Annotated in this window: 29 protein-coding genes, 1 tRNA gene and 1 riboswitch; of the genes, 10 read left to right on the forward strand and 20 right to left on the reverse strand. The window is 67.5% G+C overall.

Features of this window, described 5'->3' with window-relative positions; all coding sequences use genetic code 11:
* From ABEA87_RS00090 to ABEA87_RS00100, 3 genes are read right to left on the reverse strand one after another with little or no spacing between them, the layout of a single operon-like run.
* On the reverse strand, positions 1 to 216 hold the full coding sequence (locus tag ABEA87_RS00090; RefSeq protein ID WP_345625789.1) for a hypothetical protein: 216 nt from the start codon (positions 214 to 216) through the stop codon (positions 1 to 3).
* Between the two features lies 1 nt (position 217).
* A complete protein-coding gene (locus tag ABEA87_RS00095; protein ID WP_345624960.1) occupies positions 218 to 1087 on the reverse strand; it encodes a class E sortase in 870 nt (289 codons plus the stop codon).
* Positions 1088 to 1091: 4 nt separating this feature from the next.
* A complete protein-coding gene (locus ABEA87_RS00100; RefSeq protein WP_345624961.1) occupies positions 1092 to 1898 on the reverse strand; it encodes a DUF881 domain-containing protein in 807 nt (268 codons plus the stop codon).
* 147 nt (positions 1899 to 2045) lie between these two features.
* Here ABEA87_RS00100 and ABEA87_RS00105 point away from each other — a divergent pair, with 147 nt between their 5' ends.
* The 8 genes from ABEA87_RS00105 to ABEA87_RS00140 all read left to right on the forward strand — a co-directional run bounded on the left by ABEA87_RS00105 (position 2046) and on the right by ABEA87_RS00140 (position 10742).
* Complete coding sequence (locus tag ABEA87_RS00105) at positions 2046 to 2309, forward strand: cell division protein CrgA (RefSeq protein WP_345624962.1); 264 nt, start codon at positions 2046 to 2048, stop codon at positions 2307 to 2309.
* A 404-nt stretch (positions 2310 to 2713) separates the two neighbouring features.
* On the forward strand, positions 2714 to 4897 hold the full coding sequence (locus tag ABEA87_RS00110; protein ID WP_345624963.1) for a (Fe-S)-binding protein: 2184 nt from the start codon (positions 2714 to 2716) through the stop codon (positions 4895 to 4897).
* A 107-nt stretch (positions 4898 to 5004) separates the two neighbouring features.
* Positions 5005 to 6294: a hemolysin family protein gene (locus tag ABEA87_RS00115; protein ID WP_345624964.1), complete on the forward strand. Its 1290-nt coding sequence runs from the start codon at positions 5005 to 5007 to the stop codon at positions 6292 to 6294.
* On the forward strand, positions 6287 to 7333 hold the full coding sequence (locus tag ABEA87_RS00120) for a hemolysin family protein (protein ID WP_345624965.1): 1047 nt from the start codon (positions 6287 to 6289) through the stop codon (positions 7331 to 7333). Before ABEA87_RS00115 ends, ABEA87_RS00120 begins: the two co-directional genes overlap by 8 nt.
* 108 nt (positions 7334 to 7441) lie before the next feature.
* On the forward strand, positions 7442 to 8440 hold the full coding sequence (locus ABEA87_RS00125; RefSeq protein ID WP_345624966.1) for a C40 family peptidase: 999 nt from the start codon (positions 7442 to 7444) through the stop codon (positions 8438 to 8440).
* A 233-nt stretch (positions 8441 to 8673) separates the two neighbouring features.
* A riboswitch (cyclic di-AMP (ydaO/yuaA leader) is annotated at positions 8674 to 8807 on the forward strand.
* 28 nt (positions 8808 to 8835) lie between these two features.
* Positions 8836 to 9864, forward strand: a complete 1029-nt coding sequence (locus ABEA87_RS00130) for a C40 family peptidase (RefSeq protein ID WP_345624967.1) — start codon at positions 8836 to 8838, stop codon at positions 9862 to 9864.
* A 284-nt stretch (positions 9865 to 10148) separates the two neighbouring features.
* A complete protein-coding gene (locus tag ABEA87_RS00135; protein ID WP_345624968.1) occupies positions 10149 to 10655 on the forward strand; it encodes a pyridoxamine 5'-phosphate oxidase family protein in 507 nt (168 codons plus the stop codon).
* Between the two features lie 13 nt (positions 10656 to 10668).
* Positions 10669 to 10742, forward strand: a tRNA-Gly gene (locus ABEA87_RS00140).
* A 100-nt stretch (positions 10743 to 10842) separates the two neighbouring features.
* On the opposite strand, the gene ABEA87_RS00145 is transcribed toward ABEA87_RS00140, so the two are convergent.
* The 11 genes from ABEA87_RS00145 to ABEA87_RS00195 all read right to left on the reverse strand — a co-directional run bounded on the left by ABEA87_RS00145 (position 10843) and on the right by ABEA87_RS00195 (position 18761).
* On the reverse strand, positions 10843 to 11865 hold the full coding sequence (locus ABEA87_RS00145) for a ParA family protein (protein ID WP_345624969.1): 1023 nt from the start codon (positions 11863 to 11865) through the stop codon (positions 10843 to 10845).
* Complete coding sequence (locus ABEA87_RS00150) at positions 11862 to 13118, reverse strand: tyrosine-type recombinase/integrase (RefSeq protein WP_345624970.1); 1257 nt, start codon at positions 13116 to 13118, stop codon at positions 11862 to 11864. The genes ABEA87_RS00145 and ABEA87_RS00150 overlap by 4 nt, the downstream gene beginning before the upstream one ends.
* Positions 13118 to 13333 (reverse strand): helix-turn-helix domain-containing protein, encoded by a 216-nt coding sequence (locus ABEA87_RS00155; RefSeq protein WP_425570666.1) that lies wholly within the window; start codon positions 13331 to 13333, stop codon positions 13118 to 13120. Before ABEA87_RS00155 ends, ABEA87_RS00150 begins: the two co-directional genes overlap by 1 nt.
* Positions 13334 to 13338: 5 nt before the next feature.
* Positions 13339 to 15084: a replication initiator gene (locus tag ABEA87_RS00160; protein ID WP_345624971.1), complete on the reverse strand. Its 1746-nt coding sequence runs from the start codon at positions 15082 to 15084 to the stop codon at positions 13339 to 13341.
* Complete coding sequence (locus ABEA87_RS00165; RefSeq protein WP_345624972.1) at positions 15081 to 15296, reverse strand: hypothetical protein; 216 nt, start codon at positions 15294 to 15296, stop codon at positions 15081 to 15083. The genes ABEA87_RS00160 and ABEA87_RS00165 overlap by 4 nt, the downstream gene beginning before the upstream one ends.
* Positions 15293 to 15832: a DUF2637 domain-containing protein gene (locus ABEA87_RS00170; RefSeq protein WP_425570667.1), complete on the reverse strand. Its 540-nt coding sequence runs from the start codon at positions 15830 to 15832 to the stop codon at positions 15293 to 15295. Before ABEA87_RS00170 ends, ABEA87_RS00165 begins: the two co-directional genes overlap by 4 nt.
* Positions 15829 to 16110: a DUF6907 domain-containing protein gene (locus ABEA87_RS00175; protein WP_345624973.1), complete on the reverse strand. Its 282-nt coding sequence runs from the start codon at positions 16108 to 16110 to the stop codon at positions 15829 to 15831. Before ABEA87_RS00175 ends, ABEA87_RS00170 begins: the two co-directional genes overlap by 4 nt.
* Entirely contained in the window at positions 16107 to 16232 is a 126-nt protein-coding gene (locus ABEA87_RS00180) for a hypothetical protein (protein ID WP_345624974.1), read from the reverse strand. Before ABEA87_RS00180 ends, ABEA87_RS00175 begins: the two co-directional genes overlap by 4 nt.
* Positions 16233 to 16319: 87 nt before the next feature.
* A complete protein-coding gene (locus ABEA87_RS00185; protein ID WP_345624975.1) occupies positions 16320 to 16571 on the reverse strand; it encodes a spread protein in 252 nt (83 codons plus the stop codon).
* Complete coding sequence (locus ABEA87_RS00190; protein WP_345624976.1) at positions 16568 to 18187, reverse strand: type IV secretory system conjugative DNA transfer family protein; 1620 nt, start codon at positions 18185 to 18187, stop codon at positions 16568 to 16570. The genes ABEA87_RS00185 and ABEA87_RS00190 overlap by 4 nt, the downstream gene beginning before the upstream one ends.
* A gap of 163 nt (positions 18188 to 18350) precedes the next feature.
* On the reverse strand, positions 18351 to 18761 hold the full coding sequence (locus tag ABEA87_RS00195; protein WP_345624977.1) for a transcriptional regulator: 411 nt from the start codon (positions 18759 to 18761) through the stop codon (positions 18351 to 18353).
* 135 nt (positions 18762 to 18896) lie between these two features.
* Here ABEA87_RS00195 and ABEA87_RS00200 point away from each other — a divergent pair, with 135 nt between their 5' ends.
* Positions 18897 to 19517 (forward strand): adenylate kinase family protein, encoded by a 621-nt coding sequence (locus ABEA87_RS00200; RefSeq protein ID WP_345624978.1) that lies wholly within the window; start codon positions 18897 to 18899, stop codon positions 19515 to 19517.
* Between the two features lie 56 nt (positions 19518 to 19573).
* On the opposite strand, the gene ABEA87_RS00205 is transcribed toward ABEA87_RS00200, so the two are convergent.
* From ABEA87_RS00205 to ABEA87_RS00220, 4 genes are all read right to left on the reverse strand, one after another.
* The gene (locus tag ABEA87_RS00205; RefSeq protein ID WP_345624979.1) at positions 19574 to 20818 is read right to left on the reverse strand and encodes an MFS transporter; all 1245 of its coding nucleotides are present in this window, start codon (positions 20816 to 20818) and stop codon (positions 19574 to 19576) included.
* Between the two features lie 55 nt (positions 20819 to 20873).
* Positions 20874 to 21077, reverse strand: a complete 204-nt coding sequence (locus ABEA87_RS00210) for a DUF397 domain-containing protein (protein ID WP_345624980.1) — start codon at positions 21075 to 21077, stop codon at positions 20874 to 20876.
* A 17-nt stretch (positions 21078 to 21094) separates the two neighbouring features.
* Positions 21095 to 21958 carry a helix-turn-helix domain-containing protein gene (locus tag ABEA87_RS00215; protein ID WP_345624981.1) on the reverse strand — a complete coding sequence of 288 codons (864 nt, stop codon included), beginning with the start codon at positions 21956 to 21958 and terminating at the stop codon, positions 21095 to 21097.
* Positions 21959 to 22053: 95 nt separating this feature from the next.
* Positions 22054 to 22641: a hypothetical protein gene (locus ABEA87_RS00220; RefSeq protein ID WP_345624982.1), complete on the reverse strand. Its 588-nt coding sequence runs from the start codon at positions 22639 to 22641 to the stop codon at positions 22054 to 22056.
* A gap of 124 nt (positions 22642 to 22765) precedes the next feature.
* Between ABEA87_RS00220 and ABEA87_RS00225 the strand changes: the two genes are divergently transcribed.
* Positions 22766 to 23668, forward strand: a complete 903-nt coding sequence (locus ABEA87_RS00225) for a helix-turn-helix domain-containing protein (RefSeq protein WP_345624983.1) — start codon at positions 22766 to 22768, stop codon at positions 23666 to 23668.
* A gap of 60 nt (positions 23669 to 23728) precedes the next feature.
* Here ABEA87_RS00225 and ABEA87_RS00230 read toward each other — a convergent pair whose 3' ends face one another.
* Positions 23729 to 24691, reverse strand: coding sequence for a hypothetical protein (locus tag ABEA87_RS00230; protein ID WP_345624984.1), 963 nt, complete (start codon positions 24689 to 24691; stop codon positions 23729 to 23731).
* A 154-nt stretch (positions 24692 to 24845) separates the two neighbouring features.
* Positions 24846 to 25709: a YDG/SRA domain-containing protein gene (locus tag ABEA87_RS00235; protein WP_345624985.1), complete on the reverse strand. Its 864-nt coding sequence runs from the start codon at positions 25707 to 25709 to the stop codon at positions 24846 to 24848.
* Positions 25710 to 25822: the final 113 nt, after the last annotated feature.

Raw genomic sequence — 25822 nt, forward strand, 5'->3', positions numbered from 1 at the left:
TCACCTTGGGGGAGAGGGCGTGACCGGGGCCACATCGTCCCGGTTCGTGGTGCTGTGCCCGTTGGTCACCTGTCCGTCGTTGTACGGCAGGTAGGGATCGACCGCGGGGAAGGCCACGTACCAGAGTAAGGCAGCCGCCGCGGCGATGAGCAGCACCGAGCTCGCGAGCTTGCCGGGCCACCCGAACGGCAGCCTGTGCCAGATCCAGCCGTACACGTCAACTCTCCAGCTGCGACGGGCGCTTGTCGTGCGGGTCGGTCTCCACCAGGGTCCCGTGCACTACCAGTCGCTGATAGTTGTCCCACTTCGGATTGCAGGTGGTGAGCGTGATGTCCGCCTGCTTGGCCGGAACGCCGGGCTCGTTCGGGGTCGGTGCGATGACCTCGACCGAGTGCGGGGTCACGATGTGGTTCTCGAAGATCTTGTAGACGTACCAGCTGGTCTGGGTCTCCATCACCACGTAGTCGCCCGGCTGCACCTGGTCGAGGTCCCAGAACATCCCGCGCTCCCGGTGCCCGGCCGCGGCGAAGTTGCCGACCTGGCCGGGCATCGCGGTGCCCGGGTAGTGGCCCGGCGCGCCCGAGAGGTCGTCGAGCGAGACGCCCTCGACCATCACCCAGTCCAGGTCGAGCTTGGGGATGTAGAGCCGGCCGATGGCCTCACCGTCTGCCGGCTCCGGCTCCGGGGCGGCAGCCGTGGGCACGGGTGCCGGCGCGGCACCGGCCGGCTTGCCCGGTCCGGACCAGGACTGGGACAGGTTCCGGTCCAGGTCGCGCTGATGATCCTTGATCTCCCCGACCCGACCGTAGAGCTGGTACCCGACGAAAAGCAGCACCACCAGGCCAAAGGTGATCAGCACTTCCCCGCCGGCCCGGGCGACCGCCCGCACCGTCCGGGCGATCCGGCCAGGCCCGGGGTCACCGAACTCCGCGGGGCCGGGCTGTGCGGGCAACGGCGGCCTGGGTATCACGCCCGAACCACCGAGCGGCGGGTCCTCCACCTCGGACATCGCCGTCATGGCGTCCATCGGGTCGATCTCGATGGTGGCATCGCTGTCCGGTACGCGATGTTTGGGCGTGTGCGCCATAGTTTCACCCTGTCACGTGGGCGAACCGCAAATCTGTCGAACCGTCATATGCGGGCATGATCACGTCGGGTCGCGTGCCGACGTTGTAGTCCAGGCCGAAGGCGGTCGCCGCCTCCTTGAAGATGCGTACGCCGCTGGACGCGTCCAGTGCCGTCTGCAGCCGGTTGGGGTCGCCGATCGCGGTGATGACGAACGGTGGCGAGTAGACCCGGCCGTTGAGCAGCAGGGTGTTGCCGACACAGCGGACCGCGCTGGTGGAGATGACCCGGACGTTCATGATGGTCATGGCCTCGGCGCCGCCCGACCACAGGGCGTTCACCACCGCCTGCACGTCCTGCTGGTGCACCACGACGTCGTCCGGCTGGACGCCGCTCGGCAGCGTGCCGTCCGGGCGCTTCGGCGCGTCGTTGAGCTCGACGGTCACGGCCGGTCCGTGCACCTTTGTCAGCCCGGCGCCGGCCATTTCCGAGTCGCCGCGCGCCTGTAGGGCGTTGGTGTCCGCATCGGAGCCGGCGACCGCCTTGGCCTTGTCGGCGTTGTCGGTGCGCAGGGTGGACTCCTGCTTGTCCAGCTGCTCGATCTGCCGGTTCCGGTCGGCGATCAGGCTGGACAGCTGGGGGGTCCGGTCGTCACGCAGGGCGGTACCGGCGGCCGTGTGCGCGCTCGTGGTGAGCAGGTATCCGGTGAGCAGGGCGACGACCGGCACCAGCGCGGACCATGCGGTGGGCCGGCGACGGTACGGCAGCAGGGCCCGGCCACCCCTCCGGAGCGCCTTGCCCCAGGATGAGGTGCCCGATGTGTACTCCTCCACGACCCTCCCTCAGCTCGCCCCTCACCTGTTAACGCATGGGTGCGCTGGCGACTACGCTTGCCTTGGACATTATTCTGGCCGTGCTCGGGTGTTCACATAGCGGGCAGACGCGGTAATGTTCAGCGACGTTCCCTCCAGGAGAGCCCAGTGCCCAAGTCCCGAGTTCGACAGAAAAAGGTCTACACGCCGCCGGCGGACATCGCACCTCGCGTGTCTGCGATCTCCAAGCGGCCTAGTCCGACCTGGCTGCCGGTCAGCGCGGTGGCCTTGATCTTCGTTGGCATCGCCTGGCTGGTGACCTTCTACCTGTCCACTGGTGTCTACCCCGTGCTGGCCTGGGGGTATTGGAACCTCGCGATCGGTTTCGGCGCGATGGTCGCGGCCCTGGCCCTGCTCGCCCGCTGGCGTTGACCCGACCGACCGGTGCGCGTGTCCGGCCGTGATTCGGCCGGGGGCGCGCACGGTCGGGTACGGGCTTTTTGAGACGCGGTCGGTCCGGGCGTAGGGTTTCCGGGCCGCCGCTGTCTGAGCTGGCCGCCGTTGCGGTCCCGGCACGGTGCTCGTGTCGAAGTGTTCATGGCGAAATGGTCGCAGCGGAATGGTCGTGACTGGTCGCGTCCGAATGGCTCGGCGGTACAACTGTGAGGTTTTCCCCAGGCTTATCCACAGGCTGTGGGTAAGCCTGCGCACACCGACCGCGCTTGGATCGACCGTGTACGCACTGACTGCGGCGGATCTCACGTTACCAGGCGGTAACTAACCGACTAGGCTGCGGCACCAGTGAGAGAACCGAGCGTCTGAGGGAGCCGTAACGGATGGGACCGGTCCAGATTGTGGCGGCCACGCTCGCCATCGTCGTCACCGTCGGCGCCATCGCACTGGTGGTCCGCGCCGTGCGCGGCATTCTTCGGGTCGTGCGGCTCGGCCAGCCCGACCCCGAGCGGTTCGACCGCAAGGGGGCCCGGCTCGCCACCACCGTGAAGGAGACGCTCGGCCACACCCGGATGCTGCGCTGGACGGTGGTCGGCGTCTCGCACTGGTTCGTGATGGTGGGCTTCGGTGCCCTGCTGTTCACCCTGATCGAGGCGTACGGGGAGACGTTCAGTCCGGCGTTCGAGATTCCGGTGCTCGGATACTGGGCCGCGTACGGCCTGATCATGGAGTTGATCGCGGCGCTGACCGGCGTCGGCATCGCCACCCTGATCGTGATCCGGCTGCTGCACCTGCCCACCCGCAGCTCCCGCTCCCGGTTCGCCGGCTCGACGTTCTGGCAGGCCTACTACGTCGAGTACACGATCGTCGGGATCGTGGTGTGCATCTTCCTGATCCGCGGCTTCAAGGCGGCCCGCGGGCAGCTGCCCTACCCGGTCTGGGCCGCGCCGATCTCGCACGGCCTCGGCGACATCCTGCCGGCCAGCGCGAACGCCATCACGATCACCGCTATCGCGAAGATCATAATCAGCATGGGCTGGTTTGTGGTGATCGCCTTCAACCTGAACATGGGCATCGCCTGGCACCGGTTCGCCGCCTTCTTCAACATCTTCTTCAAGCGCACGGCGTCCGCCGCGCCGGCGCTCGGCGGCCTGCGGCCGATGATGAGCAAGGGCAAGCCGCTGGACTTTGAGGAGGCGGACCCCGACCGCGACCAGTTCGGCGTGGCCGCCGTGGAGCAGTTCACCTGGAAGGGCCTGCTCGACTTCACCACCTGCACCGAGTGCGGCCGGTGCCAGTCGCAGTGCCCGGCCTGGAACACCGGCAAGCCGCTGTCGCCGAAGCTGCTGGTGCTCTCCCTGCGCGATCACGCCTACGCCAAGGCGCCGTACCTGCTGGCCGGCGGGGCCGACGCGGCCGGCGAGGGTGAGCCGGCCGGTTCGCCGGACGGCGGGGCCGGCGTCGATCACTCCAAGCTCAACGTCCTGGCGCTGGCCGAGGCCCAGCGACCGCTGATCGGTGGCCCGGACGAGCAGGGCATCGTCGACCCCGACGTGCTGTGGTCCTGCACCACCTGCGGCGCCTGTGTGGAGCAGTGCCCGGTGGACATCGAGCACGTGGACCACATCGTGGACATGCGGCGCTACCAGGTGCTGATCGAATCCAACTTCCCCAGCGAGGCCGGCGTCATGCTGCGCAACCTGGAGTCCAAGGGCAACCCGTGGGGCGCACCGCCGGCCACCCGGGAGGACTGGACCAAGGGCCTGGACTTCGAGATCCCGAGGGTGGGGGACGGCACCGACTTCGAGTACCTGTTCTGGGTCGGCTGCGCAGGCGCCTTCGAGGACCGGGCCAAGAAGACCACCCGGGCGGTGGCGACCCTGCTGCACGAGGCCGGAGTCCCCTTCGCCATCCTCGGCAACGGCGAGACCTGCACGGGCGACCCGGCCCGGCGCATCGGCAACGAGTTCCTGTTCCAGATGCTGGCCGCGCAGAACGTGGAGACGCTGAACGAGGCCGGGGTCACCAAGATCGTCGCTAGCTGCCCGCACTGCTTCAACACCCTGGCCAACGAGTACGGCCAGCTCGGCGGCCAGTACCAGGTCATCCACCACACCCAGTTGCTCGCCGACCTGGTCGGCAGCGGAAAGCTCACCCCCGTACAGCCGCTGGACGGCGGGCTGACCTACCACGACCCGTGCTACCTCGGCCGGCACAACCGGGTGTTCACCCCGCCGCGGGAGGTGCTGGGCGCCGCCGCCAGCGGGGGCATCACCGAGATGCCCCGCAACTCCGAACGCTCGTTCTGCTGCGGCGCCGGCGGCGCCAGGATGTGGATGGAGGAGCGGATCGGCAAGCGGATCAACATCGACCGCGTCGAGGAGGCGGTGTCCACCGGCGCGAAGACGGTGGCGGTCGGCTGCCCGTTCTGCATGACCATGCTCTCGGACGGGGTGAACGCGGTCGCCGCGGGCCAGGCCGAGGTGGTGGACGTGGCGACGGTACTGCTGCGTTCGGTCAAGCCGGAGCCCACGTCCAGGCCCGAGCCGGAGCCCGCCGCCGGCTGATCGCCGGAGTTTTCGGGGGCGTTCACCGGTGCGCCGCTGCCGGGCAACGCCCGCCCTCGGTCATCCGGCACAATGGATGCCGAGGTGAATTGACCATTTCCGCGTTATTGACAGTGCTCCCCCTCCTGGCATTTGTGCTGCTCACCGCCGCGAACGCGTTCTTCGTCGCGGCAGAGTTCTCGCTGGTCACGGTCGACCGGGGCGCGATCGAGCTGGGCGCCCAGGCCGGCGACCGGGCCGCCCGGACGGTCCAGGACGCGCTGCGCGAGCTGTCCTTCCAACTGTCCGGCGCGCAGCTGGGCATCACGCTGGCCGCACTGCTGACCGGGTACCTCGCCGAGCCCGCGCTGTCCCGGCTGCTGCGGCCGCTGTTCGGCGATCACCACACGCTCACCTACTTCGTGGCGCTGGCCATCGCCACGCTGTTCTCGATGCTGTTCGGGGAGCTGGTACCCAAGAACGCGGCGTTGGCCCGGCCCACCCCGCTGGCCCGCGCCACCGCCGGGCCTCAGGTGACCTTCTCCCGGATCCTGCGCTGGTTCATCGGGGCGCTGAACGGAGCGGCCAACTTCATCGTCCGACGGTTCGGGGTGCAGCCCCAGCAGGAGCTGGCCACCGCCCGTTCGCCCGAGGAACTGGGCCTGCTCGCGGCCATCTCCGCCCGGGCCGGCGCGCTGCCCGAGGACACCGCCCTGCTGCTGCAGCGCACCATCCGGTTCGGCGAGAAGCGCGCCGCCGAGGCGATGACGCCCCGGGTCGACGTGATCTCGCTGCCAGCCGCCACCAGCATCGCGGATCTGCTCACCACCGCCCGGGACACCGGGCACAGCCGGTTCCCGGTGTACGAGTCGACGGTCGACTTGATCACCGGGGTGGTAACCGTGATCGACGCTCTCGCCGTACCGCCCGCCAGCCGGCTCACCACGTCCGTGGCGGCCATCGCCCGCGAGCCGGTCTACGTGCCGGAGAGCCTGGACCTGGACGGGGTTTTGGAGATCCTGCAGGCCGCCAACGCCGACCTGGCCATCGTGGTCGACGAGTACGGCGGCACCGACGGCGTGGTCACCGTGGAGGACCTGGCCGAGGAGCTGGTCGGCGAGATCGCCGACGAGTACGACGTCACCCCGGCGGCCTTCGAGATCACCGCTCCGACCGGCGACCGCAGCGTGCTGGTCGAGGGCGTGCTGCGCGAGGACGAGCTGGCCGAGGCGACCGGCTTCCGGCTGCCCGAGGGGCCGTACGAGACGCTGGCCGGGTTCATCATGGCCCGGCTCGGGCACATCCCGACCGACGGCGAGACGTTCACCGAGCAGGGGTACGAGTTCACCGTCGTCGAGGTCGACCGGCACCGGATCGAGCAGGTCCGGGTCACCCGGCCGGAGCCGACCGATGACTAGCTTCATCATCATCATCCTGTTGCTGGGCAACGCGTACTTCGTGGCGGCCGAGTTCTCGCTGATCGCGTCCAGGCGTACCGTCATCGAGCCGCTGGCCGCGACGTCGCAGATGGCGCGGTCGGCGCTGCGCGCCATGGAGCAGATACCGGTGATGATCGCCGGATCGCAGCTCGGCGTGACGGTCTGCTCGCTGGGCCTGGGCGCGATCGCCGAACCCGCCCTGTCCGGCCTGGTCGGCCGGGGCCTGACCGCGACGCACCTGCCCACCGTGGCGGCGCACCCGCTCGGCTTCGTCCTCGGCCTGATCGCGGTGGTGTTCCTGCACACCGTGCTGGGCGAGATGGTGCCGAAGAACCTGACCCTGGTGGGCCCGGAGCGGGCGGTGCTCTGGCTCGGGCCGCCGATGCTGTGGTTCTGCGTCGCCACCCGGCCGTTGCTGGTCGCGATGAGGTGGGCGGCCCGCATGGTGCTCAAGATCTGGCGGGTCGAGGCGACCGACGCCGTGAAGACCGTGTACACCGCCGAGGAGTTGGCCGGGCTGGTCGCCGAGTCGAGGACGGAAGGACTGCTCGACCCGGAGGAGGAGCGGCGGATCACCGGCGCGCTGGCGCTGCACCGCCGTACCGCCCGGGACGCGCTGCGGCCGTGGGGCACCGTCACCACCGTCGCCGAGGACGTGTCGCCGGCCTCGCTGGAGGTGCTGGCCACCCGTACCGGGCTGTCCCGGTTCCCGGTGGTGGATCGGGAGACCCGGCGGGTACGGGGCTTCGTACATGTCAAGGACGTGCTCGGCGTCGTCGGTCAGGCGCGCCGGGCACCCATCGCGCAGACGCTGATCCGGCCGCTGCCCGCGCTGCCACCCGACCGTTCGCTCGCCGAGGCACTGCTGGCCATGCGCCGCGAGCGGCGGCACATCGTGCTCATCACCGACGGGCGTACGCCGCTGGGGCTGCTCACCCTCGACGATGTCCTGCGCGCGGTGGTGGGCGCCGCGGATGGCGGTTCCAACAATCCGGCGGTACGCAGCGTAGCCAACTAAACGCGCATCGAATTACCTTTGGACCCGACTTGATTGCCCATCCGGACCTTCCCTAACCTATGTGATCGTCCCGCTCCGTCCCCCCGGGAGCGAAGGAGTTCACTCTTCGTGAGAAATCACCTCACTGTCCACCTGCCCTCGCGGCGTGTCGCCGTTGTCGTGGTAGCCGCGGTGTTCGCGCTCATCGCGGCACTGCTACCCGGCACGCAGGCACACGCCACCCCATCGATCTCCGACATCGAAGCGCAGATCGACCAGAAGTGGAACCAGCTCGAGCCGCTCGTCGAGCAGTACGACAAGGTGCACGAGCAGCTTCAACAGAACCTGAGCAAGCAGAGCACGCTGAACAAGGAGCTGGCGCCGCTGCAGACCAAGGTCTCGCTGGCACAGACCCGGGTCGGCGCGATGTCCGCTGAGCTGTACATGAACGGCCCCGGCTCCAACCTCAACGCCCTGCTGGAAAGCGGCGACCCGACCACTCTGGTCGACGAGATGATGAGCCTCAACCAGGTGGCCAAGGCCCAGCAGAAGACCGTCGACGCGGTGCAGCAGCAGGTCGCCAAGTACACCGCCCAGAAGAAGTCCCTGGACAGCCTGGTCGCCCAGCAGAAGAAGCAGGACGCGAGCCTGGCCACCCAGAAGACCACGATCAACGCGCAGATCAGCCAGCTGCAGAAGCTGCGTACCCAGGCGTACGGCTCGGCCGGTACCACCGGCGGCAACCTCAAGCCGGTCCCCTGCCCGTACACCTACACCAGCGGCTCGGGCGCGACGGCCGCGAAGAAGGCCTGCTCGCTCATCAGTCACCCGTACGGCTGGGGCGACGCGGGGCCGACCTACTACGACTGCTCGGGCCTGACCATGGTCGCCTGGGAGGCCGCCGGCGTGTCCCTGCCGCACAACGCGGCGGAACAGTACGCGGCCACGAGGCGGGTCAGCTCCAGCCAACTGCAGATCGGCGACCTGGTGTTCTACGGCTCCGACCTGCACCACGTCGCGCTGTACATCGGCAACGGCTGGGTGGTGCACGCGCCGAGGGAGGGCGAGGACGTCATGGAGACGAAGATGACGGTCATCGGCACTCCATACGCCTACGGCCGACCCTGATCCTCCCGGTTCCTCCGGAGTTTGAAACCGGCGGTGTCCACTATGGACACCGCCGGTTTCGATTTCCGCAAACGTTCTAACGAGTTTTCTACTCGTCGGATATGGTCGTTACCGCGCGTCGACAAAGTAAATTCGGCGCGTAGTAATGCTCGTGTTTGCTTGCGCGGCACGGTGTCGTGTCCCTACCGTTATGAGTCGCCGCTCGGAAGTCGGTCGCCCGTGAGGGGAGACCCCGGACGGCACCGCCGAATCGACAATACGAACCGGGGACCCACCAGCACCATGGGGTGAATCCGCGCAGCGCGCGGTAGGGCGCTTCCCAGCCCGAATCCGTCAGCTAACCCGGTAGGCGGTGAAGGCCAAATGCCTTCGCAGGGAAGAAAGGGTCGTCCACCGTGGCAGGGTTTGCCGCCCGACCGCCTCGTACCCGTCTGATTCACACCTTCCGCCTGGTCCGCGCCGCGCGTCTCGTCGGCCTCGTCGCCGCCGTCTCCGGCCTCGTGCTCGCCGTCGGCGCCACCACGGCCTCCGCTGCCCCGCAAACTCCGGGGCAGCTCGAGGCGCAGATCGACCAGAAGTGGAACCAGCTCGAACCGCTGCTGGAGCAGTGGGACGGTGTCCACCAGAATCTGGTCAACAACCAGGCCAAGGTCGCCGGTCTACAGAAGAAGATCAAGCCGCTGCAACAGCAGGTAGACCTGGCGATGACTCGGATCAGCGCGTTGTCCGCCAAGTACTACGAGTACGGCCCTAGCTCGAACCTCAACGCGCTCTTGGAGAGCGGAGACCCGACCACTCTGGTCGACCAGCTCGGCATGCTCGACGCGGTGTCCCGCTCGCAGACCCAGAGCATCTCCGACGTCGTGAAGCTGCGCCAGCAGTACCAGAAGCAGGAAGCGCCCATCGACGCGATGGTCGCGCAGCTCTCCAGGCAGCAGCAGCAGCTGACCACGCAGCGCACGCAACTGCAGAGCCAGCTCAACCAGTTGCAGCAGATGCGGCTGGCCGCATACGGCAGCGGCGCCGGCACCGGCGAGTACCGCCCGGTCGCCTGCCCACAGGTGTACACCGGCGACGCCGGCAGCAAGGCGGCCCAGTTCGCCTGCGACCAGATCGGCAAGTCGTACGTCTGGGACGCCGACGGCCCCGACTCCTACGACTGCTCCGGGCTGACCCTGGCGTCCTGGCGCTCGGTGGGCGTGACCATCCCGCACAACGCGTACCAGCAGAAGCAGACCACGACACCGGTCAGCAAGGCCAACCTCAAGCCGGGCGACCTGGTCTTCTACTACTCGGACGTGCACCACGTCGTCATCTACGTGGGCAATGGCTGGGTGGTCAGCGCGCCGACCTTCGGCAAACCGGTGCAGATGCAGAAGATCAACACTTCTGTCGTCAACGGCTACGGCCGACCTACCACCTGACGGACGACGGCGCCGCGGGTGGCTGACTAGCCCGCGGCATCACCGCTCCTGAATGCCCGAGGCCTGGCCGGACCTCCTCCTCCCCGGTCAGTGTCCGGAGCGGCCTCGGATCCCCTCATCGCTCGCGCTCTGATAGCCCGTCGCCCACGCTCTGATCGCTCACCTGCGGCGCCCCGCCCGCGCAGTGCCTTCCCCCGGCGTACCTCTTCCCCCCGCCGAGCCTGCCGGAGCGGGGCGCCGCGCTTTCGGTTCCTATCCGAACATATGTTCGATAGAATGTGGAGATGGCAACCTGGTCGGAATTCGCGGCAGCCGAGCCCGACCTCGCGGCGGCGATCCGTGAGCTCGTCCACCAGTACGGGTCCGGCCTGGGGTACCTGGCGACGGTGCGGCCGGACGGTGGCCCGCGGATACACCCCGTGGCGCCGGTCATCATGGATGACGGGCTGTACTGCTTCGTCATCGACTCGCCGAAGAGGCGCGACCTCGACCGTGACGGGCGCTACGCGCTGCACGCGTTCCCGCCGGAGGACAACGACGACGAGGCGTACCTGTCGGGCCGCGCCCGGCCGGTCACGGACCGGGCCAGGGTGGAGCGGCTGGCCGAGGCGTACCGGGCGGAGCGCCGGATCGACTGGCGGCTCTACGAATTCTCGGTGGACGTGGCGATGGTGGCCCGGCGGCCGGAGGGCGGCGGTCCATCGGCCCGGCGGACGGAGATCTGGCGGGACGAGCGGTCCGGACACACGATGGGCGACCCGGCTCTGCACGCGGGGCCGGCGATCAGGTAGAGTAGATCCGCTCGCGGGTGTAGTTCAATGGCAGAACATCAGCTTCCCAAGCTGACAGTGAGGGTTCGATTCCCTTCACCCGCTCCAAACCGAAGGCCCTGGTCAGGACGTGAGCCCCAGCCAGGGTCTTCGATATTCTTGATCCTTTGGTCATGCTACGTGCCATTAGCGTGCCATTGGGCGCAGATCAGAGCTTGGCCACGAGGTCCTCCATAGCCTCGACGCAGTTGAGGCGGTACTCCTCGTGCACCGTCACGCGGTGGCCCATGACGTCGAGCTTGCCGGCCTGTAGCTCGTACAGCGGGCAACCTCGTGCGAACGCCACGACCCCGGTTGTCTGGAAGTCCCGGATGTCCACCAGGCCGCTGTCGACATCGTTGAAGTTGAAAATCTCGGGGTTGCTCGCCAGCAACTTGCCAACGTCCACGGTGATGGAGCGAAGTACGGCAGCATACGCGGATGCCGGACCCATGTACTGCGTGAGGCGGTTCTTCGCGATCATGTGTACCTTCGGCAGATCCCGGCCGGCCTCGGTTAGGCGTGTGGCGAACGCGTAGGTGGCGTAGATGTCCGACGGCAGCTTGAGCCCGTACACCAACGAGAAAGCGTTCTGGATCGCGCGGCGGGACGAGTCGTCCGCCATGACTGGCAGTACAAGGCGATCGACAGCCGAGAGGGCGATTTGGGTGTAGATCGAAAAGCTCGGGTTGCAGTCGATGAACATGGTGTCGTACTGCTCGTGCAGCGGCTGGATAAGGTCGGACAACCAATCGACCACCGCTACCCAGGCGTTCGTACCCGGGATCTGGTTATTAGCCAGGGTAGAGATGGCGTTGGCCTGGAGTTCCAACAGCGGGTCGCCGCAGATCAGATCGACGTTGGCCGGTACGGCGGGGTTGTAGTCGTGGGGCTTCGTGATGAAGTCCGCGGCCGACAGGGAGGCGGGCGGAGAGTACGGAGAGGGCAGCCGGGTCTGGAAGTAGCCGCCGACGGTTGCTCGCGGCATCGTTCCCTGCCGCTCCAGCAGTTTGCCGCTTCCGTCGTTGGCCAACCCGCCTAGAAAAAGTTCGGACAGGTTGGCCTGTGGGCAGACGTCAATCGCGAGTATCCGCTCATTTGGATGATGTCTTGCATAGAAGCAGATCGATTGAAAGCACAGGCTGGTCTTGCCCGTGCCGCCCTTGTTGTTCCAGAACGCGTAAACCGTCACTGTGGTTCTCCTCGGTCCTTGGAGGACTCCAGTATGTCACATTCGGACATCGACACGTCAAGTGTGGACTCGGAGACGTCCATTTCGGACTCGCGAGGTTCAGCTTGGCTCGCAGCCGGTGGCTGTCTTGGATGGGTTCGATCGCGTTCCAGTGCTCCTTCCAGGGCATCTGCGATGGCGCGGTCAGCCTCGGTGGTGGCGTGCTGGTAGATCAGCGCCGCCTGGGCCGAGTCGTGGCCCATGCGTGCCATCAGGTCGCGGGTGCTCGCGCCGGTCTGCGCGGCCAGCGTGTTGCCGGTGTGCCGGAGGTCGTGGAAATGCAGCCCCGGTACGCCGACGGCCGCGACCGCCTCTGGCCAGTGCACCAGCTTGTTGAAGTTGCCGCGCCAGATCTGCGCGCCGGTCGGGCCGGTGAACACGAACGCGTCCGGATCGTCGTCAACGTGCGCCGCCAGGTGTTCGCGCACTGCCGAGACGATGGCCGGGGGAAGGCTCACCGTGCGTCGGCCGGCCCGCGACTTCGGCGGCCCGAGGACCAGGCCCACGCCCCGCTGCTCGGTCACCGCCTGGCGGACGCGGACGGTTCCCGCGCCCAGGTCGATGTCCTGCCGTTGCAGTGCGGCCACCTCGCCCCAACGCAGGCACCCGAAGGTGGTGAGCAGCACCAGCGCCCGGTACGGAGCCGGTACGGCGTCCGCCAGCTTGAAGACCTGAGCGACCTTGAGGACCGGCCGCTCCGACGCCTTCTCCTGGTCGGCACCCGGGATCCGGCACGGATTCTTGGGCAGGATCTCGTCTTCCTTGACCGCGGTCATCAGGATCGCCCGCAGCAGCCGGTACGCCTTCGCGCTCATGCTCTGCGAGACGCCGTTGCCGAGCAGTTTTGCCCGCCATTCGCGGATGAGCGGAGTCGTCAGCTGGCCCAGCTCGACCGGACCGAGGTACGGCGTGACGTACCGGCCGAGCAGCCAGGTGTACAGGTGCACGGTCCGCGGGCGAAGGTTCGGCCGCTGGTCGATCCACTGCTTCGCGTAGTCGCCGAGCTTGATTTTCGCCCGGTCCGGGTCGGTCCACTCCCGTCGGGCGATCTGCGCCTCGGTCAGCGTGAGGTACCGGTCGGCGTCGCCCTTGCGCGCGAACGTCTCGGGAGCGGTACGGATGCGTCCGTCCGGCCCGGGGTACCGCACCTGGTACCGGCCCGACGGCAGCTTGCGCACGCTGCCGAATCGGCGATGCCCGTCCTTGTTCGCCATCAGGCGGCCCTCCCCAGGCCGCGCCACACGTCAGCGGCGGTAATCGGCTCGACGCGCCCCGCGTCGATGTGCGCTGCCAGGTCGGATGCCTTGAGGCGCACGCTCCGGCCGAGCTTGTGGAACGGGATGCGCCGCTCGGCGACCAGCCGGCGCACGTACCGTTCGCTCATCTTGATTCGAGCCGCTGCCTGTTCGATGGTCAGCACCTCGTCCACCTCCGTCAGTCCTCCCCGTCAGTCCTGGTGTGGTCGCTGATTGCCGAGACATCTGCGCTTCCTTGCGCGGCCCGGTCCTTGGCCGCGAGTAGCTGGCTGCGCCACCGGGCGCGCTCCGAGATGGCATGCAGCAGCCGGTACCCGAGCGGCGGCACGTCGGGATCGTCCGGCCGGGCCAACTCCCACGCGTACCGGGACGATGACTCGCCCGTGTCGCCGGTCTGCTCGACCGCGGCCAGGTCGACGGTGACGCCGAGCAGTGCGCGTACCCATGCCCGTGCGTCCGCCTTGTGGTCGGCCAGGGTCTTCCCCGACCAGTCGCGGGAGATGAGCACGCGCCGGCCGCCGATGCCGAGCGTTTCGCGCTGGTGCACCTTGCCCTTGCACCGGCCGGGCTTCAGCTTGGCGTGCGCCTTCTTCGGCTGGACGCCGTAGAGCAGCCAGTTGGCGCACCTGTCCGAGCACGGCGTGATCTGGAGTTGGTGCCAAAGCCGGTCGAGATGCGCCCGCTGCCGCTCCGTCTCGGCCTTGTGGCAGTCGCTGGTCTGCTTGGTGATGTACTTCGTGATGTAGCGGATCGTTCGCTCAGCGTCGCGGGTGCCGGGCATGACGCCCTGCGCGTCGACCTGAGCGCCGAACCGAACAGCGTGCACCGGCTCGGCGTCCGGGTCCTGGTCGATGGCGTCCAGCGCCTCGGACCAGCTGGTCAGCGGCTCCCGGGTGTCCGGGTCGACCCAGGCCGCGGCATGCTCGTCCCAGACCGGCGGACGGTTCGCGGTGTACCGCTGGACGTCGACGCTCGGCCACCAGACCTGGTGATAAGTGGCCGCCGCGACCGTGCGCAGCACCTCACGGGGCACGGTGCCCCGGATGGCGAAGTGTGCGTGCGGAGCGAGTCGACGCTGAGGCTCGACGCATCCGGCGTACTGGACGCTCCAGCCCTCACACCGGCGCAGGTTCTGCCAGAACCGGTCGAGCAGCCGCGGGAAGTGCACCGCATCCCAGGCCGCCCGCCGGTAGTCGTATCGGTCGGGGTGCGCAGGGGTGCCGTCGCCGAGCACCGGCCCGTACGAGTCCAGCGTCAGGGTCAGCCACATCGACGGTTGGTAGGCGGTGCCGTCCGGGGCGGTGTAGACCCGGCCGATCGTGCGCGGGTCGACCTTGCGCCGGGGCAGTTCGGGCGCGTCCTGCCGCCGCCTGGTCGACCGGATCCGCCGCTTGCCGTCCGCGTCCTGGTCCGGCTCCTCGCCGTCGACGGGGCGAGGAGGGACGACCCGGCCGCGGAGCCCTTCGGCCGCGATCGCCTCCTCAACCTCTCGGATCGCCTCGTCCAGGTCGGCCACCTGGTCCCACTCCGAGGACCGGCACGCGTCCGCACGCTCGAACTCGAAGTGCGCCCGCATGACGATCAGCGCCTTCTGCTCCTCGGTCGCCGGCTCCGGACCGGGCAACGGCTCGTCGCCGCGGTGCCAGCCCTCCCGGATCTGCGCCTGCCGCAGCTTGCGATTCCGCCGGGCGCACGGCGCGCACTTGTCCTCCCGGGTAGCGCCGCAGGGTAGGTCGATGACTTCGGTACGGCCGGTGTCCAGGTCGGTCCGGCGCATCGAGATGGGCTTTACACACACGCCGTATTCGGTGGCGATGTCCTTGAGCACGTCGACCGAGCGAGGCAGCGCCATCCGGGCCGCCCGGGAGCCCGGCCGGGGAGTGTCCTCGGCCGGGCCGATACCGGGCAGGGTCTCCACCGTCACCGGTCCACCTCGAACAGTGGCGCCTGCACTCCGACGCCGGGCGCGTCGACCGGGACCACGGTGACCGTGCCGACGAAACCTGCCCAGCGCTTCGAGGCCGCTAGGCAGTTCAGGCACACCGACTCCGAGCGGTACCAGAAGGTGTCAGGGTCTCCGGCGGACACCACGAAGCCCGCCGCGTCGGCGCACCGGGCGCAGCCGACCCGCCTCACCGCGCCACCCCCGAGCCGATCGCGTATCCGTTCAGGCGAACCGGTGCGGGAATGTCCACGGTGGACGGAGCCTCATCTTTTTCGGAGGGTTCCTGATCCGGCACGACCGCCGGGGCCGGCGAGGCGACCGTGGCGACCGGGGCGGGCTCGCGCAGCTGGCTGGCGATCTCGACCAGGCAGATCGAGGCCACCACGATGAGCCCGTCAACGGAGAACGGCATCAGGTACGGCGACGCGCCGGTCTCGCCGTAGCGGGCGACCACGCCGACCATGTGCCAGTACGACACCCAGGCCGCGATCCCCGAGATACCGCCGGCCGCGACCAGGCGCACCGCCGACAGCCACCGACTACCGACCGGTACCCGGGAAATCAGCTCGACGGTGACCAGCAGGGCGAGCGGTGGCCAGGCCGCGATGGTCTGGCTCACCGGGTTCGGCCGCGCGTGCAGGATGTTGGCCGCCACCGAGGCCGCGACGCCCAGAACCAGGGTGCCGCGGACCGCCCAACGGACCCGGACCAGCCGCGCCGACTTCATCCGGTCATCTCCCTGACCGCGGCGTTCAGCCGGTCCAGCAGCTGGCGGATCTGCTCTGCCTGCCGCGACTCGTCCCGGCTGCTCAGCCGGATCCGGAGCCGAACCTCGACCACCGGCGTGCGCTCGGTCGGCCGCTGCGAGAGCGAGACCACGGTGGTCGGCCGGCCGTCGGCCGCCGGGAAGCACACGGCCGCGGACCGGTGCCGACCGTCGAGCCGCGAGACGGTGCAGCGGTAGTTCCGGGCGCACCAGCCCGGATGAACCAGTTCGTTGGTCATGCCGCCCACCCGCCGGTGAACTCGTCATCCTGGGCGCGCAGGTCGGCGTACGCCTCGCCGGCCTGAGCGAGCAGGAGGTCGGCGTACGGGTCGGTTGGGAGGCGGTAGTACGGGTCTTCCATGTCGATCGGTACCTGCGAGGTCGACGCAGCGTGACGACGGTTGGGCTGAGGGGTGCGGGTAGCCACAACAACTCCAAGGGAGGGAGATCAGCGAGAGGAGGGGGTGATGTGCACGCGGATCCAGTCCGGCGGATCGCCGAGGGAGGCGACGGCCTCGGACAGGCAGCGCCAGGTGGCCCAGGCTTCGGCGGGGGTCAGGTACATCCGCCGCCGGCCGCCACCGACCGCGAGGTAGAGGTCCGCGCCCTCGGTGACCCGTACCGAGATGGCCACTGAACCGCGCTGGACGTCGGGCGCGCGGAGCCGAAAGAACCGCCGGGCCGGCTCGTCGTCGGTCATGGCTGGTCGCCATCCGTCAGCTGCCGCGGGCCGAGCGCATCCAACAGGCCCGAGGGCAGCAGCGGACCATCCTTGAGCGAGGTCGACCGCGCCGGCCGCTGCCGGGGCACCACCGAACCGCCGGTCGACGTGGGCACCGTGACGCGCGCCGGGAACGGCCCGACCACCGGCGCCGGGTACAGCGCCGCCATCTCACGGATCAGCGCATCCTCGACGTAGGAGAAGCGCAGCCGGGCCGGCTCCGGATGGCCTTCCAGTCGGACGAAGCCGACGCCGGCAAGCGGTACCGGGATCTGGTCGGCCAGCGCTCCCCGGTCGCGGGCGCCGTCGCCCAGCACCAGGTCAGCGTGGTTCGGCTCGTTGAGCCGCAGCGCGATGCGGGTCGGGAACAGGTCCCGCAGGCCCACCGTCTCCTTGCGCGGATCCTGCGTCGCCGCCACGACCAGCACGCCCAGCCCGGCACCCTGCGACAGCAGCAGTCCGAGCGATTGCGCGATCCGCGACCGCAGCTCGCCGTCTTGCAGGTACGCGGTGAGCGCCGCGATCTCGTCGATCACGATGACGATCAGCGGCTCGTCCAGCGTCGGGGTGTGCACCCGGACCAGGCCGCGCAGCGCCGCCTGCCGCTTGCGCATCACGCTCACGGCCTGGTCGAACAGGTCGGCCATGGCGGTGAAGTCGTCGTACTCGTACCGGGCGAACATCGGCTGACCCATGGCCAGCTCCATGCCCCCCTTCGGGTCGACCACCCACAGCCGGACCAGGCCCGAGGCGACGCCGCCGGCCAACGCCCGGATCAGCGACCAGATCACCGAGCCCTTACCGGCCCGTGTCGCCCCCGCGACCAGGACGTGAGTCGCCAGCAGCCGCAGCGCGTACCGCTCCGCATCCTCGCGAAGCCCGACCACCAGCGCCGTGAAGTCCGGCACCGGCGGCACCTCGAACGGCTCGACCTTCTCGGTCAGCGGGTCGCGACGGAAGAACACCAGCGTGACCAACCGGGGCCGGTCGCGGTACCGAACCCGGTCGACCAGCCGCAGCGCGCCGGCCAGCCGGCCGAGCCGAACCGGGGCCACCTCGCGCCGAGTCGAGAACACCCGGCACTGGCGGGTGCCGAACGAGTACGCCAGGTTCACGGCCGCCTTGTGGAACAGCTCAGGATTCTGCCCGCGCAGCATCCGTACCGTGACCTCGTCGGTCGCCTCGCGGCAGCGCACCCCGACCAGCCGCGGCAGCAACACCATCCCGTCGAACGTCTTGTGCAGCCCGGACAGGGACAGCGACTCCGCCCACTGCCGGCGGTACACCCAGAAGCCCCGCCACCGGCCGAGCACCGGAAGCAGCAGGAAGCGCCGGCATGACGGCATCGCCCGCCAGGCCCACAGCCCGACGGCCCCCGCCACCGCGAGCGCGACCAGGACCAGCGGCAGCCAGCCGAAGCGCAGGTAGGCGTAGAGCAGCAGAAGCACCGCGGTCACGCCGGGGATGGCCCGGCGATGGTGTACGACGAACCGCGCCAGCCGGAAGGCCGCGACCGGGATGACGATGGCCATGACGATCCACCACGGCACGCGGACCGACAGCCGCTTGAAGTTGACCCAGGGGCGGGTCGCCATCACGACCACCCCCGGTGCGTGCGATCCCGTGCCGTGACGCGGGCAGCACTCAGTAGCCTGGGCACAACAGCCCTCCATCTCGAAGCAGGTGGATCAGGGGTTGAGCCGAGGGGCGGGCGGTATCTCTTGCCGGAGGAAGCGCCCGCCCCACGGGCACATCAGGTCAGGCAGGGGCCTTCGTCGCCGTGCCGGCCGAGTTGCTGCCGGCCGGGGCGCGCATTGCGATCGCGCGCAGCGAGTAGGCCATCCGGTTGTTGTTGGTGACGTACGGCGTGACGGTCATGCCGTCGAACTCGACGGCCTCGAACGGCGCCCCGGTCGGGGGTACGGGCTGGTAGTCGCCGATGATCTTCACGGTCGTCTCGCGCGACCGCTTCCCCAGCTCGGGGTCCAGGTCCATGACCCGGACCTGCCAGACACGCTGGCCGGTCAGCTTGTCCTTGGCCGGGGTACGCCGGCCGGTCTTCTCGTCGTAGTCCTCGACCTCGCCGATCGAGTCCGGCACCAGCACGCAGCCGCCGGGGAACACGTCGTTGCCGTCGACCGAGAACCTGGTCCCGCCCTTCAGAGCCACCGCTCTACCTCCAGAGAGTGAGTGTCATGCATATGCACGATGATAGCTATGTGACTATGCACGGTGCAAGCATCGATGAATATTTCTTCGGATCGACGGTCAGTTAGGCATCGGTATTGGCACTATGCTGCGCCGATGCGGTTGATCGTTCTCGGACCTCCGGGGTCCGACCGGGGGACCATCGCCGACCTCATCGGTGAGCAGCTAGGTGTACCCGTGCTGCGCGTGTCCGACGTGTTCCAGGCAGCGGCCCGCGCCAATACCCCCGCCGCTGTCCAGGCGATGCGCCACATGAACGCGGGCGAGCTGGTGCCGGAAGACGTATCGCTCTCGATGATCCGGGACCGTCTGTCCCGGCCCGACGTCGCGGACGGGTTCGTCCTCGACGGTTGGGCGCAGGCGGTACCGCTCGATGGTCTGCTTTCCGATCTGGGTGCACCGCTCGACCGCGTGATCGACCTTGTCTTGTCGGATGCCGAGGTTCTACGCCGCCTCACCGGTCGCCGGCTCTGCCGCGCCTGCGGCAAGCTGTGGCACGTCGAGTTCGCTGCTCCAACGCGCCCAGACACCTGCGACAACTGCGGTGGCGAGCTGTCCCAGCGGGAGGACGACAGCCCGGAGCGTGTCACCGCAGGGATGGGCTCCTACCGACCGTTCGTGGCGCCCGCGCTCGACCACTTTCGGCCACTGGGAAAGCTGATTTCCATCGACGCGACCCTCCCACAGGCGGAGATCGTCGCGGTGTCAATCGCATGACCTCGAACAGCACGTGACCGACAGAGGTCTCGACGCGGCGCGTTGCCCCGTCGGAGTCAGGCTTGGCCGGAGGCCGGGCGCGGACGATTGAATAGAGGTGCCGCAAACAGCGCCAACGACGCCGCGATGACGATCGGTGCCAGCACCAATGGCGCGCGCAGGCCGTATCCGTCGGCGACGAGGCCACCCAGGACCGAGCCGACCGGTGCAGCGCCGTTGCCCAGCAGCCGGAACGCGGAGACGACCCGGCCGAGGAGATAATCCGGGACAATCTGCTGACGTGCCGATACGGCGGCGACCGTGACCAGCGTGGTACTCGTGCCCAGAACGAGGAGAGCCGCGCCCACGATCCAGACCGACGACGTTGCCGCGACCGCAAGCCAGCCGAGCGCCTGGACCAGCAGTGCCGCCACAACAGCGCCCTTCGTCGTCAGCCGGCGTACCAGAGCAGGGGCGAGCCAGCCGGTGACGGCTGAGCCGAGCGCACCGACGCTGACCAGCAGCGCAAAGCCGAAATTGGAGACGTGGAGGGTGTGCTTAGCGAACAGGACGATCGTGGCGTACGCCAGGTTGTAGGCGAGGTTGAACGCGCCCAGGCACAGGGCCAGCGCGACCAGCTCGCGACGGCGGAACAGGTACTGGAAGCCTTCCCGTACCGCGGCTCCCAGGCTCTGCCCGTCCTGCCTCTCCGGCGGTGGGGGCGCCGGCACGCGGCCAAGCAGCGCGGCAGAACCGGCGAACGACACCGCGTCCAGGGCGAAGGGCAGCCACGGGGCGACGCCGAAGGTTGCGCCACCGAGTGGCGGTCCGGCGACGGTCTGACTCACGGTCTCGCCGGCGAAGAGGCGGCCGTTGGCCCGGGTCAGCGCATCCTGAGACCGGCCGACCACATGCGGTACCAGCGCTTGAGCCGCAGCATCGTGGAACGACTTGCCGGCGACGACCAGGAACGAGGCCCCGGCTAGCGCGGCGATGGTGGCGTGGCCCGACGCGACCAACACGGCGATGACGGTCAGCCCGACAGCGCGGACCAGGTCGGCGATGACCATCACGAGGCGACGCGGGAACCGGTCGACGATCGCGCCGGACCAGAAGCCCACCAGGAGCCATGGTGCGGCCGTCGCGGCGCTCACGACGGCCACACCGATAGGGCTGTTGGTCAGCAGCGCGGCCAGCAGAGGCGCGGCAACCAGGTACGCGCCGTCGCCGACGCTGGACACGATCGAGGCGGACCAGAGATATCCGAAGGCGCTACGGGCACGGCTCACAGGCTGGTCGACCTCTGGCCGCACCGTAGCCACCCCCGAATACCTCCTGAGATTGCCGGAGCCGTGCCACAGCCCGACCGGCCCCCGGTCACCCCTCGAATTCGCCGGCCCGTACGCCTGCGACGAAGGCTGACCACTCGTCCCGCGATACGACGATCACTGGGCTGTTCTCGGTCTTGCTGTCGCGAATGCCGACCGCAGTCGGCAGGATCGCGACCTCCACGCATCCGCCGTCGCCCGAGTTGTTGCTCTTGAACCACCGGGCCTGGCTGAAATCGGGAGTTTGCTCCACAGGAACCTCCCCGAAGGCTAGTTGCGGTCGCTCACGTAAGAGTCGGCGACCGAATCGATAAACGCAAGTGAATCACTTGGAGCTATGGCCGAGGAAGACAGCCGCTCGAACCGACGGTTCAGCAGGCCGACCCCTTCCGCATCCGTGATCCGTACGTCCTGAACCTCGGTCTCGACTAGCGCCTCACCGTGCGCCGCGGGACCGGTGAACTCGAAGATCATGCAGGGGTGCTGGAGGTACATCACCTGCTCCTGGTCCAGGCGCAGGATCCGTAACTCCACGTTGGGCCGCTTGGCCAGCTCCGAGACCAGGGCGAGTTGTTCGGCCATCAGCGGCGGGGGACCGGGCCGCCAGCGGAGCGCGGTCTCCAGCAGGAGAATTCGGTACGACGGTGCGTTCGGAGCGGTCAGCGTGGCCCGGCGGGCGAGCCGCAGCTCTACACCCCGGTCCACGCTGGTGGAGCCGGCCATTTCCAGAACCCGTCGCGCGTACGCCTCGGTCTGGAGGTAGCCGGGGATCAGGATCGGCTGATAGTGGCTGATCGCTGAGGCAGCCCGCTCCAGGGCCACGAAGTCCTGCTGCCGGCGGGTCAGTCCGGCGCCGGTCGAGTTGCGCCAGGCCCCGGGCTCGCCGGCTGCCTCCCCCGCGAGGGTCAGGAGTCGCTCCTGCTCTGCCGCGGGTACGCGAAGCTCACGGAGTACCGCGTGAACGTCGTTGACGCTGGGTAGAGTCCGGGCCTGTTCGATCCGGCTGACCTTGGACTGGGACCAACCCAGTGCGGAGGCCAGGTCCTGCCCGCTGCGGTACGCGTCCTCACGGAGTTGGCGCAGCTCAGAGCCCAGCTGGCGCCGGGCCGCGATCTGATCGGGGTTCGGCTCCATCGCGAACCTCCCGCGTCGCGCTCCGTGATTATGCACGACACTATGCCTCCACTCATCCGACTTCAAGTTCTGAGCCCGACACGGTGGCCGATGGGTTAGGCCGCAGCTTTGAGGCTCAGCTCGTGGATCGCGTGGCCGAGTTCGTCGGCCGTATCAACAGGAAGGATGAGGCTTCCAGCATCGTCGATGACGCTGATCATCGGCCCATCGCCGTCCGCCGCCATGAGCATCAGCACCATGTCCCCCATCCGCTCAGGAGCGCTCGCATGAGACAGCCCTTGCTCGACCGTGCAGTACGGCGGCCCGGCGCACCAGCTTGGGTGTCCGCCGCGAGCGATGGACTCCGATCGACAGGGGGCGGAGGTCAGGTTGCCCCGCCGCGCGGCAGTGGCCGGGGCGGTAGTACCGATCGCCGATGCGGGAACCCTCCCGCCGAATACGCCGTCTCCAGCCGCTCCAGCTTCGAGAGCGCTGGTCACCGCGACGTAGCCCTGAGTGGCCCAGAGGCTGAGGACCGTGCTGGCCGTGAGGTAGGCGAGGCAGATTTCCGCCACGCCAGCGGGGCGGCGGCTGCGACAGTCGGGATGTATGCAGTTGCCGTCGCTGTCCGGCTCATGGCTGCGGTGAACTTCTAGGGCGGCATCGAGCAGGACGCCCATTGGGTCTGGACTCTGGTCATCCATGGCACGCTCCCCAATCTCGTGGCTTGACATGGCTTCGTGACTATGCACGATGTGACCATCGTGCAGCATCGTACGATGCCTGGCAACTCCCAGGATCATCATCAACTTCTATTGGGAGCACTGAATGCGTATGAGGGAAGATTCCGAGGTGCCGCGGTTCACCCCTCCGACGCCGAACTCACGGCGCCTCGGGCGCCGTCTGCGCCGCCTACGCGAGGAGCGCGGCCTAACCCAGGAAGAGGCGGCCCGCCTGCTGGCCTGCTCGCAGGGTCGCATCGGCCGCATCGAGTCGGGCGACATCAAGCCCCGGCCGCGGGACGTGCTTGAAATCCTGGTCGCGTACGGCGTGCCGCATGAGCAGGAGCCTGGTCGTGGGCTGCTGGAGATGGCCCGCCAGCTGCGGGAACCGGGTTGGTGGCAGGGTCTGAGTACCTTGCCGAACCGTTACATCACCTACATGGCATACGAGGCCGAAGCCGCGGAGCTGCGCCACTTCGAGCCGATGGCGATCCCGAGCCTGATGCAGACCCGCGCCTACGCCGAGGAGATAAACCGAGTTGGCCGGGAGACCGAGTCGGAGTTAATTGCTCATCGAGTAGAGGCCACTGCGCTACGCCAGGAGGTACTAACGACGCGCCGGCCAGCGCTGCGGATGCACGCGATCGTCACGGAGGTTGCGCTGATGCTGAGAGTCGGTGGAACCGACGTCATGGTTGAGCAACTAGAGCTCGTGGCCAGGCTGGCTGCCCGGCCGAACATCACGGTTCAGGTGTTACGCCTCGCAGCTGGTGCGCATTTGGCGGTACGCGGGGGTTTTGCGATCCTGTCGTTCGATCAGAGAGATCCGTCGTTGGGCTATATCGAGACGGTGGCGGGCGAGCTATTCCTTGAGTCAGCCGACGAGGTTCGGCGTTTGAACGGCGCGTACGAAGGCCTACAAGCCTTGGCTTTGTCTCCCTCAGAATCTGTCAAATTTGTACAGACAAAAGTTCTGGAGCTTAGTGGCAGGCATACGCCAATACGCTAGCTAGAATTGCCGGCGAGTTCCTGGGAAAGGCATATGACTCGTCATTTCGATCTGAATGGATCAAGTACCTTCAACCTTCCTCGCTTCGACCCCAGCTGCCCATGCCTCGTAGAGATTCAATCGGCTGGGTTGTCCAAATTTGTGCAACAACCAGGCTGGGTCGAAGACGCGAGCGTTCTCCGCTAGCCGCTTTTCGACTGAGGATATGAATCGAAAAAATCGCTCATCCAGGTACTCTTCCAAATGATCGAATTCGACTATTTCGAATAAAAAAGTGCCGGTGAGCTTTTCCTCGCGAAGGCCTCGTTCAAAGGGTGCCCAACGAACCTGGTTGACGGAGGCGTCCGTAATGCCTTGGGTGACGGTGTAGATCGGTCCGTTCGTAACCACGACGGAGGAATAGAAGCAGAAGCACGGCGTGACGAGTTCCTCGGGGACACCCTCCTTGACGAAATCATGGGTCATCTGCGCCCGAGTCCCTTTGGCGAGAGGGTAAATTATACTGTCGTATACGCCATTATTATCAGCCCGCCACTTTCCGCCGGCGAGATTGAGTCGTACTAGCTGGGTACCCAGGAAGCCTGCGTCGCCTGGGCCGCCCTCCAGGTTGTGAAAGTTCAATTGGTGTGGCGTGCTTGTCCCGTCCTTAAACCCCAGGGTGAGCGGATCAAATTCTGCAAGATACGTGTTAGCCATGCTCAGATGCCGAATATTTGACACCGTATCGCCGATAACGACGAAAGGATTTTTGGTGTTCTTGCATTCCACAATTATGCTGGCCGTCACGAGCGGGGCCGACATTTGGAAATCGCCGACGTATTCGCCATAGTGGGCGAGGACGTCGAGCTCGCGAGTCTTGCCTGTATCCGAATCTGTGTACGGAACGCCTACATCAACATCCTCGAATGCTTTTCGGCTTGCGAAGACTTGTGCGACACGCTGCTCGAAGAGAAATCCGGTCTGATCAAGAGCTGATATCAGCTCCTCGCTACTTGGTTGAGGATATTCTTTTCCTTCATTCATTCCTGTCTGCTCCTTTGAAGCCGATCGACGGCCCCAGCTGGTGAGGATCGACGACACCACCATTGAAATTCAAAAGGAAAGCGGGTGCCTGGAGTTCGGAATCCTTTTGTTTGCAAACTGCCCAATCGCAGGGCACCAACGGCGGTAGCGGCACCTACGTCCCGTGCGTTTCTCGGTGGTAGGCCAGATACTCTCGGCCAATAAGATGTTGACGAGCGATTCGGAGCCGTCCGAGGATTTCACCCGTTGCCGTTGCGTAGATGGTGTAATCATCAGCTATGTAGAACGCGCCGGCGTCGAAGAGTACATGATGATTCGGGCAGAGAGCGAGAAGATTGGTGGCGACGTCCGGTCCGTCATGTGGTCGGCCAAGGGGCCGGATGTGTGCGGCCTCGACGTATGGGCCGGCATCGGTCGTGAGCCGAATGTCGCAGACCTGACAGCAGTAGTCGTGTAGTTGCTTGACTCCGAGGGCGACCGCGGTGCTGCGGACAATTCGCTGAACGAGTGACGGTATGCGAGTGGCTGGGCCGGCCAGAGATAGGTATGCGGGTAATGCGTCGACGCGTTCCAGCGCCGCGAGTCGGAATCGCCAGATTCGGAACTTGTCTTTGCCGATTTCGTGCCAATGATCAACGACGTGAAAGAGACCGTCGTAGCGGAACCCAGCCACGGGCGACCAAGTCGGATCTCCGCCTGAGCCGCGGACTACCCGCACCGGATAGCCCTCCAACTGGCTACGGGCGAGGCCGGCGTTCCCTAAGGTGAGAACCTGATCGGCGATCTGGCGTCTGGTCGCCGGATCGTTGCCGCCCTGTCCCGTGTAGACGATCTCGGTGCCGTAGTCCTCGTCGTCGACGTACCCGCCTGAGACTACGATCGATTCAGTTCCGTCCTGGCCACCACAAATGCCTCCCTGGTTCGAACGGTGCACTTTGGACATTGCCAGTTCTGTTCTGTTGACGAAGGCCGACCCAACCGGGTATCCCGGGATCTCGCCGTAAGTGCGCCCAGCCATGACAAGCACCTTAGGTCATACCCTCGGCGTTTGCCGAAGTCGTTTTTCGTGTCGAGGCGCGCTCATGGAAAAATTCTGTAGGAGATCAAGACTTGCCGCTTAAACGGCGCGAA

This window comes from Rugosimonospora acidiphila (assembly GCF_039543385.1).
In the GTDB taxonomy this organism is placed as follows: domain Bacteria; phylum Actinomycetota; class Actinomycetes; order Mycobacteriales; family Micromonosporaceae; genus Rugosimonospora; species Rugosimonospora acidiphila.

What these genes read in the sequence shown, in the direction of transcription:
- ABEA87_RS00185 (WP_345624975.1), bottom strand. Translation starts at nt 16,571, where the DNA reads ATGACCGACGACGAGCCGGCCCGGCGGTTCTTTCGGCTCCGCGCGCCC.
- ABEA87_RS00230 (WP_345624984.1), bottom strand. Translation starts at nt 24,691, where the DNA reads ATGAATGAAGGAAAAGAATATCCTCAACCAAGTAGCGAGGAGCTGATA.
- ABEA87_RS00150 (WP_345624970.1), bottom strand. Translation starts at nt 13,118, where the DNA reads ATGGCGAACAAGGACGGGCATCGCCGATTCGGCAGCGTGCGCAAGCTG.
- ABEA87_RS00110 (WP_345624963.1), top strand. Translation starts at nt 2,714, where the DNA reads ATGGGACCGGTCCAGATTGTGGCGGCCACGCTCGCCATCGTCGTCACC.
- ABEA87_RS00200 (WP_345624978.1), top strand. Translation starts at nt 18,897, where the DNA reads ATGCGGTTGATCGTTCTCGGACCTCCGGGGTCCGACCGGGGGACCATC.
- ABEA87_RS00175 (WP_345624973.1), bottom strand. Translation starts at nt 16,110, where the DNA reads ATGACCAACGAACTGGTTCATCCGGGCTGGTGCGCCCGGAACTACCGC.
- ABEA87_RS00225 (WP_345624983.1), top strand. Translation starts at nt 22,766, where the DNA reads ATGCGTATGAGGGAAGATTCCGAGGTGCCGCGGTTCACCCCTCCGACG.
- ABEA87_RS00135 (WP_345624968.1), top strand. Translation starts at nt 10,149, where the DNA reads ATGGCAACCTGGTCGGAATTCGCGGCAGCCGAGCCCGACCTCGCGGCG.
- ABEA87_RS00095 (WP_345624960.1), bottom strand. Translation starts at nt 1,087, where the DNA reads ATGGCGCACACGCCCAAACATCGCGTACCGGACAGCGATGCCACCATC.
- ABEA87_RS00215 (WP_345624981.1), bottom strand. Translation starts at nt 21,958, where the DNA reads ATGGAGCCGAACCCCGATCAGATCGCGGCCCGGCGCCAGCTGGGCTCT.
- ABEA87_RS00120 (WP_345624965.1), top strand. Translation starts at nt 6,287, where the DNA reads ATGACTAGCTTCATCATCATCATCCTGTTGCTGGGCAACGCGTACTTC.
- ABEA87_RS00220 (WP_345624982.1), bottom strand. Translation starts at nt 22,641, where the DNA reads ATGGATGACCAGAGTCCAGACCCAATGGGCGTCCTGCTCGATGCCGCC.
- ABEA87_RS00235 (WP_345624985.1), bottom strand. Translation starts at nt 25,709, where the DNA reads ATGGCTGGGCGCACTTACGGCGAGATCCCGGGATACCCGGTTGGGTCG.
- ABEA87_RS00180 (WP_345624974.1), bottom strand. Translation starts at nt 16,232, where the DNA reads ATGGAAGACCCGTACTACCGCCTCCCAACCGACCCGTACGCCGACCTC.
- ABEA87_RS00170 (WP_425570667.1), bottom strand. Translation starts at nt 15,832, where the DNA reads ATGAAGTCGGCGCGGCTGGTCCGGGTCCGTTGGGCGGTCCGCGGCACC.
- ABEA87_RS00190 (WP_345624976.1), bottom strand. Translation starts at nt 18,187, where the DNA reads ATGGCGACCCGCCCCTGGGTCAACTTCAAGCGGCTGTCGGTCCGCGTG.